15 protein-coding genes are annotated in these 18,709 nt (G+C 41.8%); 14 read left to right on the forward strand and 1 reads right to left on the reverse strand.

The features are described 5' to 3' along the window. Position 1 precedes the first annotated feature (1 nt). The 6 genes from BSCG_RS07825 to BSCG_RS07800 all read left to right on the forward strand — a co-directional run bounded on the left by BSCG_RS07825 (position 2) and on the right by BSCG_RS07800 (position 10,280). A complete protein-coding gene (locus BSCG_RS07825) occupies positions 2 to 1,852 on the forward strand; it encodes a RagB/SusD family nutrient uptake outer membrane protein (protein WP_008776707.1) in 1,851 nt (616 codons plus the stop codon). Between the two features lie 20 nt (positions 1,853 to 1,872). After that, positions 1,873 to 3,333, forward strand: a complete 1,461-nt coding sequence (locus BSCG_RS07820) for a DUF3823 domain-containing protein (protein ID WP_032849656.1) — start codon at positions 1,873 to 1,875, stop codon at positions 3,331 to 3,333. Positions 3,334 to 3,436: 103 nt separating this feature from the next. After that, entirely contained in the window at positions 3,437 to 5,650 is a 2,214-nt protein-coding gene (locus BSCG_RS07815; protein ID WP_008776709.1) for an alpha-N-acetylglucosaminidase, read from the forward strand. After that, positions 5,637 to 7,505 (forward strand): hypothetical protein, encoded by a 1,869-nt coding sequence (locus tag BSCG_RS07810; RefSeq protein ID WP_008776710.1) that lies wholly within the window; start codon positions 5,637 to 5,639, stop codon positions 7,503 to 7,505. The genes BSCG_RS07815 and BSCG_RS07810 overlap by 14 nt, the downstream gene beginning before the upstream one ends. Before the next feature lie 33 nt (positions 7,506 to 7,538). After that, the gene (locus BSCG_RS07805) at positions 7,539 to 9,248 is read left to right on the forward strand and encodes a hypothetical protein (RefSeq protein ID WP_032849645.1); all 1,710 of its coding nucleotides are present in this window, start codon (positions 7,539 to 7,541) and stop codon (positions 9,246 to 9,248) included. A 159-nt stretch (positions 9,249 to 9,407) separates the two neighbouring features. After that, the gene (locus tag BSCG_RS07800) at positions 9,408 to 10,280 is read left to right on the forward strand and encodes a hypothetical protein (protein ID WP_008776712.1); all 873 of its coding nucleotides are present in this window, start codon (positions 9,408 to 9,410) and stop codon (positions 10,278 to 10,280) included. Positions 10,281 to 10,914: 634 nt separating this feature from the next. On the opposite strand, the gene BSCG_RS07795 is transcribed toward BSCG_RS07800, so the two are convergent. Continuing rightward, positions 10,915 to 11,784 carry an NAD kinase gene (locus BSCG_RS07795; protein ID WP_004307836.1) on the reverse strand — a complete coding sequence of 290 codons (870 nt, stop codon included), beginning with the start codon at positions 11,782 to 11,784 and terminating at the stop codon, positions 10,915 to 10,917. Between the two features lie 148 nt (positions 11,785 to 11,932). On the opposite strand from BSCG_RS07795, the gene BSCG_RS07790 reads away from it, so the two are divergent. The 8 genes from BSCG_RS07790 (at position 11,933) to ndk (ending at position 18,696) form a co-directional block, all read left to right on the forward strand. Then, positions 11,933 to 12,649: a pyridoxine 5'-phosphate synthase gene (locus BSCG_RS07790; protein WP_004307837.1), complete on the forward strand. Its 717-nt coding sequence runs from the start codon at positions 11,933 to 11,935 to the stop codon at positions 12,647 to 12,649. Continuing rightward, a complete protein-coding gene (locus BSCG_RS07785; RefSeq protein ID WP_004307838.1) occupies positions 12,646 to 13,362 on the forward strand; it encodes a MotA/TolQ/ExbB proton channel family protein in 717 nt (238 codons plus the stop codon). Before BSCG_RS07790 ends, BSCG_RS07785 begins: the two co-directional genes overlap by 4 nt. Before the next feature lie 7 nt (positions 13,363 to 13,369). Further along, complete coding sequence (locus BSCG_RS07780) at positions 13,370 to 13,786, forward strand: ExbD/TolR family protein (protein WP_008776714.1); 417 nt, start codon at positions 13,370 to 13,372, stop codon at positions 13,784 to 13,786. 6 nt (positions 13,787 to 13,792) lie between these two features. Then, positions 13,793 to 14,665 carry a cell envelope integrity protein TolA gene (locus BSCG_RS07775; protein ID WP_008020484.1) on the forward strand — a complete coding sequence of 291 codons (873 nt, stop codon included), beginning with the start codon at positions 13,793 to 13,795 and terminating at the stop codon, positions 14,663 to 14,665. Between the two features lie 27 nt (positions 14,666 to 14,692). After that, a complete protein-coding gene (locus tag BSCG_RS07770) occupies positions 14,693 to 15,244 on the forward strand; it encodes a DJ-1 family glyoxalase III (protein ID WP_008020485.1) in 552 nt (183 codons plus the stop codon). A gap of 7 nt (positions 15,245 to 15,251) precedes the next feature. Next, complete coding sequence (locus tag BSCG_RS07765) at positions 15,252 to 15,911, forward strand: 2-C-methyl-D-erythritol 4-phosphate cytidylyltransferase (RefSeq protein ID WP_008776715.1); 660 nt, start codon at positions 15,252 to 15,254, stop codon at positions 15,909 to 15,911. Next, positions 15,912 to 18,008, forward strand: a complete 2,097-nt coding sequence (gene recG, locus BSCG_RS07760) for an ATP-dependent DNA helicase RecG (RefSeq protein WP_008776716.1) — start codon at positions 15,912 to 15,914, stop codon at positions 18,006 to 18,008. Positions 18,009 to 18,231: 223 nt separating this feature from the next. Next, positions 18,232 to 18,696 (forward strand): nucleoside-diphosphate kinase, encoded by a 465-nt coding sequence (gene ndk / locus BSCG_RS07755; protein ID WP_008776717.1) that lies wholly within the window; start codon positions 18,232 to 18,234, stop codon positions 18,694 to 18,696. Positions 18,697 to 18,709 lie beyond the last annotated feature (13 nt).

Consider the following 18,709-nt stretch of genomic DNA (forward strand, 5'->3'; position numbering starts at 1 on the left):
TATGAAAGTAAAATCTATCATATATATGGTATTGGCATTGAGCTTGTGCTGTGGATGTAGCGATTGGCTTACTGTCGATTCGAAAACCATTCTTAGTGAAGAGGACATTGCCAAATATCCCGAACTGGCAGAAGCACAGTTCTTATCCAATTATGCGGAATTACGTAAATCAATCCATTGTATCGGTGACGGAGCAATGTCGTACAGGCAACATCATCTGGATGCTTTTACCGATGATGGAGCGAGCAATATTACGTACGAGAATGGGGTTATGAGAAATAACACTCCGGGTACTGTTTTTGGAGGAGTCTTTTCTCAAAGCAAAGGTGAAATATTTGAGGCGGTATGGAATTATAAGACAATCAACATTGTTAATAAGTTTATCGCCACTTATAAGAATTCGGATAATGAAGGGGTGTTGAGTACAGTCGGTGAGGCTTATTTTATTCGTGCTTATCTGTATTTTGAGATGGTGAAACGATATGGGGGCGTGCCTTTGTATTCAAGTCCGTTGGATGATGTAAGCTCCATCAACAATCGTTCTACAGAGGAAAAATCCTGGGATTATATAAAAGATAACTTGGACTCGGCTCTTGTATTGCTTCCGAAAGTACAGCGTATTGCATCAGAAGATCGTGACCGTGCCAATCGGTATACAGCTTTGGCGTTGAAGTCGAGGGCTATGTTGTATGCGGGGACTATTGCTAAGTATGGAAAAGTTTCAAATAATAGTTTCCAGGGAATCCGCAAAGAAATGGCGAAAACATATTTATTGGAAGCGGCAAAAGCAGCAAAGGAAATCGTTGATGATGGTAAGTATGCGCTCTCTACTGAATTTGGCGATTTGTTTAATGGAAAAGATGAAAATAATAATGAGATAATTTTCCGTTTTGCTAATGTTGCCAAGACAGGAGTGGCTGTATATGAGGATTACTGGTATCAGTCTTATCGTATTAAACGGGCCGGTTACTGTGCCTTTATGGTTCCTCCTTTAGATGTTGTCGAACAATTTGAAACATTAGACGGTAAGATTCAGCCATTGGATTATGCCGCTTCAAAGAATAATCCCGAAGATTTTTTTGCAAATCGTGATAAACGTCTGGATGCCACTGTTATTTATCCGGGAGGAGAGTTCTTGGGAGAACGTTTCTCTATTTACCGGAAAACACTCGTAAAAAGGACAGATGGAACTACTGAAGAATATTCTTATGAAAAATCTGAAGATTGGATGGGAGCGGGGAAAGTGCCCGGTCACGAAAAATACATGAAAAGTGGAGCAGATGGTATCTTCTTGAACCTTTCCGCCGCAGGAACTACTAACTGGGGATTTTTTCTGAAAAAAACACTGTATGGAGTGAAGAGGTTGGATGATTATCTTATACAAGAAAACGATCAGGATGCTGTCGTTATTCGGTATGGCGAGGTTATTTTAAATTTGGCTGAAGCTGCCGTTGAGCTTTCAACCTATGGAGTGAATGACTATTTAGCGGTTGCCCAAGTCGCTTTTGACCTATTGCGTAGTATACATGGAGGATTGCCTGCCAAAACGATGGACTTGGAGGTTGTACGGCATGAACGCCGGATAGACTTGATGTATGAAGGATTCCGTTATTGGGACTTGAAGCGTTGGCGCATTGGGGAAGAAAAGATGCACAATAAAACGTTGAAGGCTCTCTATCCCATTCTTCATATCGATGAAACAACTTCTCCTGCCTCCGTTTATTATACGTTGGAGAAAGTAGAAGCACCGGATTTGGCTACGAGAGTGAAATGGTTCGAGGAAAGAGACTATTATTGTCCGCTTCCTTTAAGCAAAAGCCCGGGTATCGTGCAGAATGACGGTTGGAATTGATAACCCTAAAAGAAAAGAATATGAATAGAGCTAGATTATATATAAATATCAAACTGTTACTTTTAGCAGTGTTAACACTGAATCTGTCAGGGTGTGAACTTGACGAACGTGTGGATGACTTGACCGGTGGCTACGAAGGCGCTTTTATTGACAGGCTGACCGGTGAAAAGGTGGCTACCGAATATTATGGAGCTAAATTAAAGTTACTTGATCTGGAGTATGGAAATGTAGCGGTTCCCTTGGAGTATAACACACTTCCTGAAGGAACATATCGCAATACCAAAGTATACCCTTCCCGCTATAAAGTATGGGCGAACGGACCGTTCTTTGAGTTGGATACCATTTATGGTGATATTCGTAGTTTTAAGAAAATGGACTTGATTGTTACCCCCAACGTAACATTGAAAATTAAGAAGGTGGAAGTGTTGTACGGCATTACAGCGAACGTCACTTTTACTTATCAGGTAAATGACGAACGCTCCAAGAATCAGGAAATAGGATTGGTATATGGCAAAGAGCAATATCCCGGACAACGTACGGCTATGAATGAAAGCGAAAGCGGTTCACATACTTACAAACGAATAAAGAAGAATTTGACAGAATTGTCGGGAGAATTTACGGAGACTCTGTTCTTAAACCCTAACAGCACATATTATCTAAGAGCTTTGGGACGTACGGAATCAGCAGGAGATTACTGGAATTATTCAGAACAGACTGTGATTAATACGGCAGATATTGATTTGTCTTCCTTACCGATTGAAGCCGCTGTCGGAGTAAGTAGTGCCACTTCTGCTGTTTTGCAGTGGGCATTTCCTCCCGTTGTTGACGAGATAAAGGTTTCTTATACGGATCGGGATGGTGAAGAGGTGATGGATAAATTTAAACCTACGGATTATTCATACGTTGCCAATTTACCTCATAATCAAAAGAGTACAATCAAAGTACAACTTCTGGCGAAAGGAGTTGCCGGTCCGGAACAAACGATTGAAATACAGACTAAATCTTTGACGGATAAATATGTACCTGCCTCAAACACTCGTCCGGAAAATGTTCCTTTCTACAATGATTCGGAATTTAAAAAATCATTATCCGGTGAATGGGCATTGATATATGGTCCTACAATCGGCGAAGACTGGTCCACTACCGATTTACGTTTTGAATATTTCGATTGGTGGGACACATGGTTGATAGGATTTGCCGACCGTATGCCTGCTTGCCAGGATATAGAGAACTTTAAATCACTGACGATTCAGGGAGAAATACAAACGTTGGTTGATATTTTACCTTTTGTTAATCTGGAAACACTTTCTATCATAAAGGGTAAAGGTTTCTCGGTGGATAAAACGATTAATCCGAAAGTTGACCTGACAGTTCTGAAGAAACTGAAGAAACTTAACACAGTTATTATAGGACCGGATGTGCCGCTTACTAAAAAGAATTTTGATGATGCGGGACTTACACATCTGACGATTACCAACTAGGTCGGTAATCACACTACTCCCTTTGACAAGCGAATGTGTCTAGTGGGTAACATCGGATACATTCGTTTTTTTAAAGAAATATATAAATGAAAATATAAATAGTATGTGTAAGATTAAATGTTTATTTCTACTGATGTTGATCGTATTGTGTTCTTCCTGCAAAGAAAGTACAGAAGATGAAAAAGCGATGCAACAGATGGTGGAACGTTTATTTCCGGAGTATGCTTCCCAATTTAGTTTTGAACAATCGGAAAAGATTGATAAAGATTGGTATGAAATAGAAGCGCAAGGAGGAACAGTACGAATACGGGGAAATAACGCAAATTCGATGGCTGTAGGGCTGAACTATTATCTGAATCATTACTGCCTTACCTCTGTTTCCTGGTATGTGAATGATACGGTGGAGATGCCGGAAGTATTACCCATGCCACCGGCAAAAATAACTTCGACTGCCCGTTGCAAGAACCGATTCTTTCTTAATTACTGTACCTTCGGTTATACAATGCCATGGTGGACATGGAAGGATTGGGAACGGTTGATAGACTGGATGGCTTTAAATGGAATCAATATGCCTTTGGCAATCACCGGACAAGAATCTGTCTGGTATCGCGTATGGACGAAATTAGGATTGACGGATGAGGAAATACGGAACTATTTCACAGGGCCTGCTCACTTGCCTTGGCATCGTATGTCTAACCTGGATTATTGGCAGGGGCCTCTGCCTAAAGAATGGCTGGATACACAAGAAGCATTGCAGAAACAAATCGTAGCCCGTGAACGTCAATTTAATATGCGCCCCATACTTCCTGCATTTGCCGGACATGTACCGTCGGAACTTAAAAGAATCTATCCGGAAGCTAAGATTAGCCGGATGAGCTCTTGGGGAGGTTTCGAGGATAAATACAGAAGCCACTTTCTGGATCCGCTTGACCCATTGTTTGCAACCATACAGAAAGAGTTTCTGGAAGAGCAAACTAAGTTGTTCGGAACAGACCATATTTATGGGGCAGATCCTTTTAATGAAGTAGCCCCTCCAAGTTGGGAACCGGAATTTTTAGCCAATTGCTCGAAGCATATTTATCAATCGATGACGCATGTCGATCCGGATGCTACTTGGTTACAAATGACATGGTTATTCTATATTGACCGACATTTATGGACAAACGAACGGGTAGAAGCTTTCTTGAAAGCAGTCCCTCAAGATAAACTGTTGCTACTGGACTATTATTGTGAGAATACTGAAGTCTGGAAGCAGACAGATCGGTATTTCGGGCAACCATATTTATGGTGCTATTTAGGAAATTTCGGAGGAAATACAATGCTTGCCGGAAACACCAAAGAAGTGGGGAAACGAATCGAAAATGTATATACCAATGGTGGAGAAAACTTTTCGGGACTGGGTTCTACTTTGGAGGGGTTTGATGTAAATCCTTTCATGTATGAATATGTTTTCAGTAAAGCATGGGATTGTAATCTGCCGGACTCTGTATGGATAGAACAACTGGCAGACAGGCGAATTGGCTTGAGAAACCAACAAATGCGTCGGGCATGGAAATTGCTTTATGACAGTATTTATACAGCACCAGCTGCTTTGGGACAGGGGACATTGATGAATGCGCGTCCTTGTTTAAAAGGAAATGGCAATTGGACGACTACGTCTACGGTAGCGTATTCCAATGAAACTTTGTTTGAGGTATGGGAGATGTTGTTGAAAGCCGGAGAACATCGACATTCTGCTTATGAATATGATGTTGTTAATATAGGAAGGCAAGTGCTGGGGAATTATTTCGGGAAGCTTCGCGATGAATTTGCGGAAGCTTATTCCCGGAAGCAATTACCGCTATTAAAACAAAAAGGAGCTGAAATGAAACAACTACTGCGTGATGTTGATACTTTATTAAGTACACAATCTTCTTTTTTACTGGGAAAATGGATTGAAGATGCCCGTTCATTAGGTATAGACGAAGCCTCTAAAAATTATTACGAAGAAAATGCCCGTACTATCGTTTCAACCTGGGGAGATAAAGATCAAAGTTTAAACGATTATGCAAATCGTACTTGGGGAGGTTTGGTATCGGGATATTATGCGCCTCGTTGGGAAATGTTTATAGATGAAGTTATTCGCTCTGTTTCTAACAAGCAGCCGTTTAATGCTGATGCTTTTCATCAAAGAGTGACGCAGTTTGAAATTGACTGGGTCAAGTCACATGAACGTTATCCTTCCGAACCGGTTAGTAATGCTGTTGAGATTGCTACTTTATTGATGAATAAATACAAGGATTCAATTTTAAAAGAAAAACACAATGAGAATAATTAGTTATATTTCAAGTATAATCATCACTTTTTCTGCATTGGCTATCATGAGCGGATGCAAAGATTCGGAAGTTGTTGATGACGGCTTTCGTACAACAATGGCTAAAGCCTCTGATGTGAAATTAAATAAAGTTGCCTATTGGCCGGGAGATCCTGTAAATTGCTCTTTTACCTTGAAAAATGAAACGAACTATCCGATGGATATTCGTGAAGTAAAAGTGGTGATTCAGAACTTGGATGATGGAGGGTGTGTATTGACAGAAAAGTCTGTTGCTTCCCATATTCAAATAGAACCGGGACAATCTGTTCCTGTGGATGCCGGGACACTGTATACCCTTCCAGCTGCATTAAAGCCTTCTTCCTTTTGTGCTGTCAAGTTCCTGTTAGATTTTGAAGATGGGATAACCACTACAATTGACGGAACATCTTTCAGAGCTGTCAACGAGCAGTCGCTGTTGACTTACGATATTCAAAAGTTAGATTATCAGGGACTTCCTGTTTATCGTCAGATAGGAGATATGAGTGCCGGGTTCGGTGTGTTAAAAACGATGGTTGCTTTCGATCAAGGAATGGCTGCCACCATGGAGGAGGCTCCGCAGGGTGGTACTTATCCGGTTGCGCCTACTCCGGAGTTTTTGCAACGTTCCGTTCGCAAAACTGTTGAGCTTTACAATTCGGAGATCGGGGCTGCCACAAAGATAAAGAGAGTGGTGGTTGGAACGGGGATCGCATCTGTTTCTTACTTTGCAACAATGATGGGGGCAGCCTATTTACCTATTCATTATCTGGTATCGGCTAATTCTGCTTCTGAAGTACAAGCTATACTCGATTATTCCAATCAAAATGGATATGCCTCTTATGCCACATTGGGTTATGACGGTTCTATGCCCGGAGTGGGAGTTGCCTGGATAAAATTATTGGATTTGCCGGAAGAATATAAGCAATTTATAAAAGATCATCAGGTGGAAGAAGTTTATATTTATGGAGTAGGTCAGGAAGGACATGGAGAGTCTTATTCCCGAAGGGTTTTGACGCAGAATACAATTACCGATGAATATGCGCCTGGTTCTTTATATATATTGTATACTAACTTTGGTTCGGATGCCGATATTGACGCACTGAAACATCGGTTGTATGACTATAATCAGTTAAAATTGGGTGAAGGACAGTATATCTCTGATTGGGAAAGTGGAATTGTCGATGATCAGATAGCCAATATATCCGGCTCTGCGCAAGCGATGGCAAATGTGAAAGCTTATACGATTGAGACTGATGATATGATGGCTTTGTACAATATATCTTCTTTCCTGACGCTTCAATATATAAAAAAGAATCAAAGCAAGTTGCAGGCACCTTTTGTGAATGGAGTTATTTTTAACGAGTATCTTACGAATCACCCTCAATATGAAGCGTTTGTTGGATATGTACCTTTATTATATTGGCAATTTAATTCGGCGGCTTCTACAGTAGAACGTATTGATGGTTATCTGAAGCCAGCTATTGCCGGGTATTTTCCTGATGTTGTCGATCATCTGTATGAGGGATCTTTCTATCTGAATTCTAATATGAGACGCTATGAGTTTTATGACGAGCTGATAGCAAGAGGTGTCACTTCGGAGAATATTAGAATTAGGCAGAGTGTAGATAAATGGAATCCGGAAGATGATGGAGAAACGGAAGAGTATTTGGGACGCATTAATCATAAAATAGGTTCGGCTGAAGAATTTGCTTATGATATAATTGAACGTATTGGAGTGCAGAAGTATCGGAATACGGTTAAGTCGATGGAGTACCTGACATTGGAGGAGCTTCGTACTATTTGTGCACAGGTTGGAAATATGAGATTAGTAGAACATTGATATAACATCGGATTTAAGATTTAAACTAACGAAATGAATATAAAACAATTGATGGTAACTTTCTTCATTGCACTATTGGCAGGAGGAGAGATTGGAGCTCGTGTGCTGACGGATAAATTCGTTTATTCACAAGGGGAGAAGGTTGTGTTTACTTTTGATGGGAAGTCAGAAGGTAAAACGATTATACTGAAATATCTCTCCAAGAAAGGAGAACCGGTTCTTGCGGAGATTGGCGGAGAACCATTTGTTTGGGAAGTTCCTTCAGAATTTACGCCTGCAGCCGTAGGTGTTTATCAAAAAGAGGAGGGACAGTTGACATATTCTTCTTATTTTAGGGTGGTAACTCCCGGAATGTTGACTACCTATCAGATTGCTAAAGAGGAATATAAAGGTTTGAATGTGTTTATGCTCGATGGTGGAATGAGTGCGGAATATGCTGTCCAAAAATCTTTAGCTAATCTGACGGCAGGTGTGAGCCATACATGGCAGATTGGTCCGGGAGGAGGTCCCAAACCGGTATGGGGGACACCTGATTTCCTTCAACAATCCGTTCAGCATACAGTAGATTTATATAATGAGTATTTGGGTAAGTCGAAGAAACTTAAAACTGTGATAATAGCTACGGGAGTACCGGCGGTACCTTATCTTTCTGCAGCTATGGAGGCTCCCGTATTGCCATTACATTTTTTGGTTTCTGTCAATTCTACCAAAGAAGTTTCTTCCATATTAGAATATTCCTCGCAAGCTGGAGTACCCTGTTATGCGACATTGGGATATGATGCTTCCATGGATGATGTCGGAGTTGCCTGGATAAAATTATTGGCTTTGCCTGATGAATATCGGAAGTTTATAATAGAACATGAAGTAGAAAATGTAATTATCGCAGGCATAGGGGAAGACGTGAAAAGTGAATCTTATTGTCGGAAACTTAATAAAACCGGAGTGGATGGTCAGGAGTATGCAGACGGCTCTCTTTATATTTTATATACCCAATCCGGTTCAGAGCATGACATCAAAACGATATCAAGAAATGTCGTGGACTATGATACGTTATCTCTTGAAAAAGGTAAGGACTTGGCCGATTGGGAGAGCGGTGTTGTCAACAGGCAGATTGATAATATATCAAAAGGTATTTGTGAACATACTCCGGCACAAGTTTATTCTTTGATTGCTACTCATGATATGATGGATATGTATAATCTCGGTGCAAATATGGGTATGTATTTTATGTATAAGAATCGGGAGCAAACAAAGGTTTCCGTACAGGGGACTTATCTAAATGAATATTTAATATCACAACCTTTGTATGAGTTGACTCAAGGATATATTCCATTATTGTTTTGGCAGTTTGTCCCTCCTGTATCAACGATCGACAGGATAAAACGTGATATACAGAAAGTGGTGGATGTTTATGAAAAAGGTATTCTCCTAGAGAATAAAACCGTACATGTGAATGCACGTATCGGGAAAGGAGAGTTGGTGCAGGAACTAAAGAAAAGGGGATTTCGGTTTGTTACTAAGCGCAAAGATAATGTGGAAGAATTGTGGAACCTATCCGATGGAATAAATTCTCCTTGTGAAGAGGTTGTACAGAATATAGTGGAACAGATTGGGGTAAAACAATATCAGACTCAATGTAAGAATGCATTGTATTTAAATATGGGTGATCTTAAACTAGTAACGAATAATATTCCGGGACTTGTCTTTCATTCTTTTAAGAAAAAGTTGCAAGATGTTTATTAGTTACAGTAGTAACACCTGCTGAACTGAATAAGTTAGCAAGCAAATAAGTTAAAATTGTATGGATTAGCAGAGGGTTATCAAAAAACTCTCTGCTTTTCTGCTTGACTTCTGTTGCGAAATGATTACTTTTGCGCACGTTATCAATTCACAACTGAAACTATGAGTAAAAAAAGCCTTCTTATTGCGGCCGTGGCTATCTTGGTGATAGCTATTATTGGTATTACTTATTTATTGTTTACCGAAAAAAAAGCTAATCGGGAGTTAGTGCAGGAATTCCAATTGGATAAGGAAGATCTGGAAAACGAATATAGTCGTTTTGTGCAAGAATATGATGAATTGAAGTTTAAGGTTACTAATGACTCATTAGGAGTATTGTTAGAACAGGAACAGTTAAAGACCCAACGTCTATTAGAAGAACTTCGTACTGTGAAGAGTTCGAATGCAACAGAGATTCGTCGTTTAAAGAAAGAATTGGCTACTTTACGTAAAGTAATGGTTGGTTATATTAATCAGATTGATTCACTAAATAAACTGGCTGCACAGCAGAAACAGGTCATTGCAGAAGTAACACAAAAATATAATCAGGCTTCACAACAAATCAGTAACCTTTCCGAAGAAAAGAAAAATCTGGATAAGAAGGTGACGTTAGCCGCACAACTCGATGCAACTAATATTCGTATCGAACCACGCAATAAACGCGGTAAAGTGGCGAAGAAGGTGAAAGATGTGGTGAAATTGGCTATCAGTTTCACGGTCGTGAAGAATATAACTGCTGAAAACGGTGAACGTACCATTTATATACGTATTACCAAACCCGATAATGATGTACTGACCAAGAGTGCATCCAATACTTTCCCTTATGAAAACCGTACATTGGTTTATTCAATTAAGAAGTATATTGAGTATAACGGAGAAGAACAGAATATCAATGTGTTTTGGGATGTAGAAGAGTTTCTATATGCCGGAAATTACCGGGTAGATATTTTTGAAGGCGGGAACCTGATTGGTTCGCAGTCGTTTACATTAAATTAATATCGGGGTATTATTTTTCTCTACCGATATTTTAATTTTCTTCTATATTAACTAACCCGATGGTCTGTTTTTAATATTTCTTCGGGTAACAGCTGTTCTTTTATGGATGAACTGGGGAAAGAACTGCATAAATAATTGCAATAATATACAGAAAATAGGGTGAATGTAGCATGAATTTGCATACAATATGCGGCTTTTTAATCGTAGAAGCCTTCGTTGGATTAAAATCAACGAGATGTCCCTCGCCGAGGAAGGATAAGTTCTTCGGTGAGGGACAACTCTTTTCTCGGTGAGGAACTCATATGGGAATGATTGGAAGCAGTTTTTCTCTCTAGTTTGTATGCGAATAAAGATAAGGAGAAATTGATAAAATGAAGGACTGTTGTCTATAAAAGAATGATTTGTAAATGCAATCAGTATAATTTTAATCTTATTGAGTAAATATAAGGGGAAATCATGTTAATCTAATTTCTGAAGATAGTAAATCCCGGCCCTTTTTCTCTTTAGTTGGAATCTATACCCAATTTGTTGCATTCCCAACAACTTGAATGTCCCTTTTTTTAGAAGTTCTATTTTTAAGTACCGTATAGTTGAATCGGGTGATGAGGAATAACGGTTGCATAATGTGAACTGCTTACCGTCTTCCGTCAGCTCCCCACATCATCTTGCTGCGGAGTGTATCGAAAAAAATGTGATTAAAACGTTTCACTACCTTTATGCTGTAATCTGCCCGACGGATGGTTAGTTGAGTCGTTTCTTTGCAAGTCTCGCTCCTCCCGTCGATGGCGACGAGGAAGTTGTGACTTCTGCTTTCTACATCTAATGTAATCTCCCAGTCATCCCGAATAACGATAGGACGGACGTTGAGACTATGTGGAGCCACCGGAGTGATGGCAATAGTGTTGGAATGAGGGACGATGATCGGGCCTCCTACACTCAAAGAGTAGGCTGTGGAACCTGTTGGAGTGGCAATTACTAACCCGTCAGCTTGATAAGTATTCAGATACGCGCCATTAATAGCTGTCCGGATACTAATCATTGAGGAGCTGTCTCGTTTGAGAATAGCTATTTCGTTGAGGGCATAAGGAGAATCTTGGAGATGTTTGTCGTTGCAGATCAACTGAAGTACGCTCCGTTCCTCCACACTATATCTGCCGTTTTGGATTTCATCAAATGTTTCCTCCATTTCCTCCGGCGAAATATCTGCCAGAAATCCTAAACGTCCTGTGTTAATTCCCAAAATAGGAATCCCTTTTCTTCCTACGCGGCGGGCAGCTTTCAGAAATGTTCCGTCGCCTCCGATGCTGATTACCATATCGGCAGTAAAATCATCACCATCAAATAATTGATCTGCTTTAATATCCATATTTTCAGAAACTAGGAATTGATAAAATTCCCTGCACATACCAATCTCTGCTCCCTGTTTCTTTAAAAGTTTAAACAAGGTGACAGCATGAGAGGACTTTTTAGCCTGATAAGTATTTCCGAAAATGGCGAATTTCATAAGCAATATCATTAGTTCAGGATGCAAATTTGGCATTTTTTCTTGGATTTCTACTTTAAATAACCAAAAAAGAACCCATAATGCGTTTCGTATTATTAGGCAACTAATAATAATATTTGTATTTTTGCGGCAAATATAACGTAGAACTATGACTAAATTAAGTGTAAACATAAACAAGATTGCTACGCTAAGGAATGCTCGCGGAGGAAATGTTCCCGATGTAGTAAAGGTAGCGCTTGATTGTGAATCTTTTGGTGCAGACGGTATCACTGTTCATCCTCGTCCCGATGAACGCCACATTCGTCGTTCAGATGTATATGATTTGCGCCCTTTGTTGCGCACGGAATTTAATATCGAAGGTTATCCCGCTCCGGAATTTATTGACCTGGTGTTGAAAGTCAAACCTCATCAAGTAACTTTGGTTCCCGACGATCCTTCACAGATTACTTCTAATTCCGGTTGGGACACCAAAGCAAATCTGGAATTCCTGACTGAAGTGCTCGATCAGTTTAACAGCGCCGGTATTCGTACTTCCGTTTTTGTGGCAGCCGATCCTGAAATGGTGGAATATGCGGCAAAAGCGGGAGCGGATCGTGTCGAACTGTATACCGAACCATACGCAACGAACTATCCGAAGAATCCGGAAGCTGCCATCGCTCCTTTTATCGAAGCCGCAAAGACTGCCCGTAAACTGGGTATCGGATTGAACGCCGGACACGACTTGAGTCTGGTTAATTTAAATTATTTCTATAAAAACATTCCTTGGGTGGATGAAGTCTCCATCGGACATGCGTTGATTAGCGATGCGTTGTATCTGGGACTCGAACGTACCATTCAGGAATATAAAAACTGTCTACGCTCATGAATGCAATGATCTTGTTAGCCCAAGGGGCTATGAATATGGCCGACTCGCTGGCTACTGCCAACCCCGTATTGACGGAGGTGAATGCTCCTGAAATGAACATGCTTGATATGGCTATCAAGGGTGGATGGATTATGATTGTGCTGGGTGTATTGTCGGTTGTCTGTTTCTATATCCTGTTTGAACGTAACTACATGATTCGTAAGGCAGGAAAAGAGGACCCGATGTTTATGGAGCGGATTAAAGACTATATTCATAGCGGTGAGATCAAAGCGGCTATTAACTATTGCCGTACGATAAACACCCCTTCGGCACGTATGATAGAAAAAGGGATCAGCCGTTTAGGACGTCCTATTAACGATGTACAGGTAGCTATTGAGAATGTAGGTAATATTGAAGTGGCAAAGCTGGAAAAAGGATTGACTGTAATGGCAACTATTTCCGGAGGTGCTCCGATGCTCGGATTCCTCGGTACGGTGACCGGTATGGTACGTGCATTCTACGAAATGGCGAATGCCGGAAGCGGAAACATTGATATCACTTTGCTTTCTGGTGGTATCTATGAAGCTATGATTACTACGGTCGGTGGTCTGATTGTCGGTATCATTGCTATGTTTGCCTACAATTATCTGGTGATGCTGGTAGACCGTGTGGTAAATAAAATGGAGTCTCGTACAATGGAGTTCATGGACTTGTTGAACGAGCCGGCAAAATAATAGGCTGATGGGATTAAAAAGAAGAAATAGAGTATCGCCCAATTTTAGCATGGCTTCCATGACGGACGTCATCTTCCTGTTGCTGATATTCTTTATGATAACCTCTACGGTGGTGTCGCCCAATGCTATCAAAGTCCTGTTGCCGCAAGGCAAGCAGCAGACTTCGACCAAACCGCTGACAAGAGTGGTTATCGATAAAGACTTGAATTTCTATGCCGCTTTCGGCAATGAAAAAGAGCAGCCGGTGGCGCTGAACGATCTGACTTCATTCTTGCAGAGTTGCGCAGAGAAGGAGCCGGAAATGTACGTGGCATTGTATGCAGATGAATCGGTACCTTACCGTGAGATCGTAAGGGTATTGAACATTGCAAACGAGAATCATTTTAAGATGGTGTTGGCTACACGCCCGCCTGAAAATAAATAAGAAACAATGGACAGAAGAAAAAAGGGTGAATACATAGGAGCGCTGGGTGCACTGTTGGTGCATGTGGCAGTGATTGCTCTTTTGATTCTGGTGAGCTTTACTGTCCCTCAACCGGATGAAGATGCAGGCGGAGTGCCTGTAATGATGGGAAATGTAGACGCAGCGAGTGGCTTCGATGATCCCTCTCTGGTAGACGTGGATATCATGGATGAAGATGCGGCAGCACCCGCGGAAACAGCACCGGAACTTCCTTCGGAACAGGATTTATTGACGCAGACTGAAGAGGAAACAGTAACTCTGAAACCTAAGACGGAAGAACCGAAAAAAGAAACGGTGAAACCTAAAGAGGTGGTCAAGCCGAAAGAACCGGTGAAGAAGCCGGAGAAAACGGAAGCCGAAAAAGCTGCGGAAGCGAAACGGCTGGCAGAAGAAAAAGCGGAACGTGAACGTAAGGCTGCCGAAGAAGCTGCCAGAAAGAGGGTGTCCGGTGCGTTTGGAAAGGGAGCGCAAATGACAGGAAATAAAGGAACAGCGGCTAGTGGTACGGGAACCGAAGGTAGCAAGGAGGGAAACTCTTCTACCGGAGCGAAGACCGGAACCGGAGGTTATGGAACATTTGACCTTGGCGGACGTTCTTTAGGTACGGGCAGTTTGCCGAAGCCTGTATATAATGTGCAGGAAGAAGGACGTGTAGTGGTGAATATCACCGTGAATCCTGCAGGGCAAGTGATATCGACCAGTATTAGCCCTCAAACGAATACGGTAAATTCCACTTTGCGTAAGGCAGCGGAGGACGCAGCGAAGAAAGCCCGTTTTAATACGATAGATGGGGTGAATAACCAGACAGGGACAATCACCTATTATTTTAACTTGAGATAGTATCATTAACCAAATATATAAAGGATTATGGGAACTGTATACGCTTTTTTTGCAGATGGTTTTGAAGAAATTGAAGCCTTTACTGCTATTGACACGTTGAGACGTGCCGGACTTAATGTAGAAATCGTATCCGTTACACCGGATGAAATTGTAGTGGGAGCACATGACGTATCCGTCCTTTGCGATATCAACTTCGAGAATTGCGATTTCTTCGATGCTGAACTGTTGTTGTTACCGGGAGGAATGCCGGGAGCTGCCACACTTGACAAGCACGAAGGGTTGCGTAAATTGATTCTTGATTTTGCCGCAAAAGGTAAACCTATTGCGGCCATTTGTGCTGCTCCGATGGTATTGGGTAAACTGGGACTGCTGAAAGGAAAGAAAGCTACCTGTTATCCGAGTTTTGAACAATATCTGGATGGTGCAGAATGTGTAAATGAACCCGTCGTACGTGATGGAAACATCATTACCGGTATGGGACCGGGTGCTGCCATGGAATTTGCTTTGACAATCGTTGACCTGTTGGTAGGTAAAGAAAAAGTAGACGAACTGGTAGAAGCGATGTGTGTTAAACGCTAAACCGTCCATGAAGAAATATGTAATCATTGTCGCCGGTGGAAAGGGCTTGCGAATGGGAAGTGACCTCCCGAAACAATTCCTTCCCATGGGTGATAAACCTGTGTTGATGCATACCCTGAAAGTATTCAGGAGATATGACGAAACACTTCAAATCATAGTAGTGCTTCCACGGGAACAGCAGGACTTTTGGAAGCAACTTTGCCAAAAACACAGCTTTGCGGTGGAACATACCCTTGCCGATGGAGGCGAAACACGTTTTCACTCTGTAAAGAACGGTCTGGCACTGGTGCAGGAGCCGGGACTGGTAGGGGTGCATGATGGAGTACGTCCGTTTGTGTCGGTAGAAGTGATTCGCCGTTGTTATGACTTGGCAAAAGTGCAGAAAGCAGTGATTCCTGTGGTGGATGTGGTAGAGACACTTCGCCATCTGACAGATGCCGGAAGTGAAACGGTCAGCCGGAATGATTACAAGCTGGTGCAAACACCGCAGGTTTTCGATGTAGAGTTGTTGAAACAAGCCTATGCACAAGAATTTACTCCCTTCTTTACAGATGACGCTTCCGTTGTCGAAGCAATGGGAATACCTGTGTATCTGGCGGAAGGTAACCGTGAAAATATAAAAATAACGACTCCTTTCGATTTAAAAGTAGGGAGTGCTCTTTTATAAATGTTCGATTTAGCCACACGCGACATAAAATTTATCTCCGGTGTAGGCCCTCAAAAAGCCGCTGTATTAAATAAGGAGTTGGAAATCTACTCCTTGCACGATTTAATTTATTATTTCCCTTATAAATATATTGACCGGAGCCGCATCTATTACATTCACGAAATAGATGGCAATATGCCGTATATCCAGTTGAAAGGAGAAATTCTCGGTTTCGAAACCATTGGCGAAGGACGTCAACGTCGTTTGACGGCGCACTTTTCGGATGGTACGGGAGTCGTGGATTTGGTGTGGTTTCAAGGCATTAAGTATATCTTAGGTAAGTATAAACTGCACGAGGAATATATCATCTTCGGCAAACCGACTGTTTTCAACGGACGTATCAATGTGGCGCATCCCGATGTAGACAAGCCGGAAGATTTGAAACTTTCTTCGGTGGGATTGCAACCTTATTATAATACGACAGAGAAGATGAAGCGCAGTTTCCTCAACTCTCACGCGATTGAGAAGATGATGGCAACGGTGATTCAACAAATACAGGAGCCTCTGCCTGAAACACTTTCTTCCAAATTGCTGGCGGAACATCATCTGATGCCTTTGACGGAAGCTCTCCGGAATATCCACTTCCCGACCAATCCCGATGTGCTTCGCAGGGCGCAATATCGCCTTAAGTTCGAAGAACTGTTTTATGTTCAACTGAATATCCTCCGCTATGCCAAAGATAGACAAAAAAGATATCGTGGATATATCTTTGAGAAAGTGGGAGATGTGTTCAATACATTTTATACAAAGAATCTTCCTTTTCAACTGACAGGTGCACAGAAGCGGGTATTGAAGGAAATACGGAACGATGTCGGCAGTGGCAGGCAGATGAACCGCCTCTTGCAGGGAGATGTAGGAAGCGGGAAAACACTGGTTGCTTTGATGAGTATGTTGTTGGCGTTGGATAACGGTTATCAGGCTTGCATGATGGCACCCACCGAAATCTTGGCGAACCAGCATTATGAAACGATCAAAGAACTGCTCTTTGGTATGGATATCCGTGTCGAACTGCTGACAGGCTCTATTAAAGGCAAAAGGCGGGAAGCGATTCTGACCGGATTGCTGACCGGAGATGTGAAGATATTAATAGGAACGCATGCCGTTATTGAAGATACTGTCAATTTCTCTTCTTTAGGTTTCGTTGTTATCGACGAACAGCATCGCTTTGGCGTGGCACAACGCGCCCGCCTTTGGAGTAAGAATGTTCAACCTCCACATGTGCTCGTGATGACTGCTACCCCGATCCCACGCACTTTGGCAATGACATTGTATGGTGATTTGGACGTGTCTGTTATCGACGAGCTTCCACCCGGAAGGAAACCGATTACTACCATTCACCAATTTGATAACCGTCGGGAAAGTATGTACCGTTCGGTGCGCAAACAAATTGAAGAAGGACGTCAGGTCTACATTGTCTATCCGCTGATTAAAGAAAGCGAAAAGATTGATTTGAAGAACCTTGAAGAAGGATATCAACATGTTCTGGAAGAGTTTCCCAAATGTACGGTTTGTAAAGTGCATGGCAAAATGAAACCAGCCGAGAAGGATGAGCAAATGCAGCTTTTTGTTTCGGGCAAAGCGCAGATCATGGTGGCTACTACCGTCATTGAAGTCGGAGTGAACGTCCCGAATGCTTCGGTGATGATTATTGAAAATGCAGAACGTTTCGGGCTTTCGCAGTTGCATCAGTTGCGTGGCCGGGTAGGACGTGGAGCGGAACAGTCTTATTGTATTCTGGTGACGAATTACAAGTTGACGGAGGATACCCGGAAACGATTGGAAATCATGGTGCGCACCAATGATGGTTTTGAAATAGCGGAGGCCGATTTGAAACTGCGTGGTCCCGGTGATCTTGAAGGTACACAGCAAAGCGGTATCGCTTTCGATTTGAAGATCGCGGATATTGTCCGCGACGGTCAACTGTTGCAATACGTTCGTGCTATAGCTGAAAGTATTGTAGAACAAGACCCTGCAGCACAAAGTCCGGAGAACGAAATCTTATGGCGACAGCTTAAAGCCTTACGGAAAACGAATGTTAACTGGGCTGCCATAAGCTGAAAAACGGTTAAACATGCAGTTTATTTGCGTAAATGTGTTGCAAAACATATTTCGGCTCTATTCTCCCTATTTATAGGAGTTTAACGACCTGATTCCTCTTCCTTTTCGTTCTAAGCTTCTGAAAAATAGTTAATAACTTCCTTGCCATTTCGTAGGAAAACACTATCTTTGGAAGAATTTTTTTAGTAAATGTATTGTTTAACCATTTGCAAAGTCGAGTATTATGCTTGAAAAAACGCTGGTCATTTTAAAACCGTGTACCCTTCAACGGGGATTGGTTGGTGAGATTACTCATCGCTTTGAGCGTAAAGGATTACGGTTGGCTGGCATGAAGATGATGCAACTGACTGATGAATTGTTGAGCGAACATTATGCCCACCTTAGCGGCAAATCCTTCTTTCAGCGTGTGAAAGATTCGATGATGACAGCTCCTGTCATTGTTTGTTGTTTCGAAGGTGTGGATGCTATTCAAACAGTCCGTACGTTGGCGGGACCAACTAATGGACGTCTGGCTGCCCCGGGTACCATTCGTGGGGATTACAGCATGAGCTTTCAGGAAAATATAGTTCATGCTTCTGATTCTCCGGAGACTGCGGCTATTGAATTAAAGAGATTTTTTAAACCGGAAGAAATATTCGATTACAAGCAGGCGATATTTAACTACCTGTATGCAAATGACGAATATTAAATAGAATTGATAA

The organism is Bacteroides sp. 2_2_4 (genome assembly GCF_000157055.1).
GTDB lineage: Bacteria > Bacteroidota > Bacteroidia > Bacteroidales > Bacteroidaceae > Bacteroides > Bacteroides ovatus.

Excerpts from the sequence above, each read along its gene's own strand:
- BSCG_RS07820 (WP_032849656.1), top strand. The coding sequence starts at position 1,873 with ATGAATAGAGCTAGATTATATATAAATATCAAACTGTTACTTTTAGCA.
- BSCG_RS07795 (WP_004307836.1), bottom strand. The coding sequence starts at position 11,784 with ATGAAATTCGCCATTTTCGGAAATACTTATCAGGCTAAAAAGTCCTCT.
- ndk (WP_008776717.1), top strand. The coding sequence starts at position 18,232 with ATGCTTGAAAAAACGCTGGTCATTTTAAAACCGTGTACCCTTCAACGG.
- BSCG_RS07775 (WP_008020484.1), top strand. The coding sequence starts at position 13,793 with ATGGACAGAAGAAAAAAGGGTGAATACATAGGAGCGCTGGGTGCACTG.
- BSCG_RS07780 (WP_008776714.1), top strand. The coding sequence starts at position 13,370 with ATGGGATTAAAAAGAAGAAATAGAGTATCGCCCAATTTTAGCATGGCT.
- BSCG_RS07800 (WP_008776712.1), top strand. The coding sequence starts at position 9,408 with ATGAGTAAAAAAAGCCTTCTTATTGCGGCCGTGGCTATCTTGGTGATA.
- BSCG_RS07790 (WP_004307837.1), top strand. The coding sequence starts at position 11,933 with ATGACTAAATTAAGTGTAAACATAAACAAGATTGCTACGCTAAGGAAT.
- BSCG_RS07825 (WP_008776707.1), top strand. The coding sequence starts at position 2 with ATGAAAGTAAAATCTATCATATATATGGTATTGGCATTGAGCTTGTGC.
- BSCG_RS07765 (WP_008776715.1), top strand. The coding sequence starts at position 15,252 with ATGAAGAAATATGTAATCATTGTCGCCGGTGGAAAGGGCTTGCGAATG.
- BSCG_RS07805 (WP_032849645.1), top strand. The coding sequence starts at position 7,539 with ATGAATATAAAACAATTGATGGTAACTTTCTTCATTGCACTATTGGCA.
- BSCG_RS07810 (WP_008776710.1), top strand. The coding sequence starts at position 5,637 with ATGAGAATAATTAGTTATATTTCAAGTATAATCATCACTTTTTCTGCA.
- BSCG_RS07770 (WP_008020485.1), top strand. The coding sequence starts at position 14,693 with ATGGGAACTGTATACGCTTTTTTTGCAGATGGTTTTGAAGAAATTGAA.
- BSCG_RS07815 (WP_008776709.1), top strand. The coding sequence starts at position 3,437 with ATGTGTAAGATTAAATGTTTATTTCTACTGATGTTGATCGTATTGTGT.
- recG (WP_008776716.1), top strand. The coding sequence starts at position 15,912 with ATGTTCGATTTAGCCACACGCGACATAAAATTTATCTCCGGTGTAGGC.
- BSCG_RS07785 (WP_004307838.1), top strand. The coding sequence starts at position 12,646 with ATGAATGCAATGATCTTGTTAGCCCAAGGGGCTATGAATATGGCCGAC.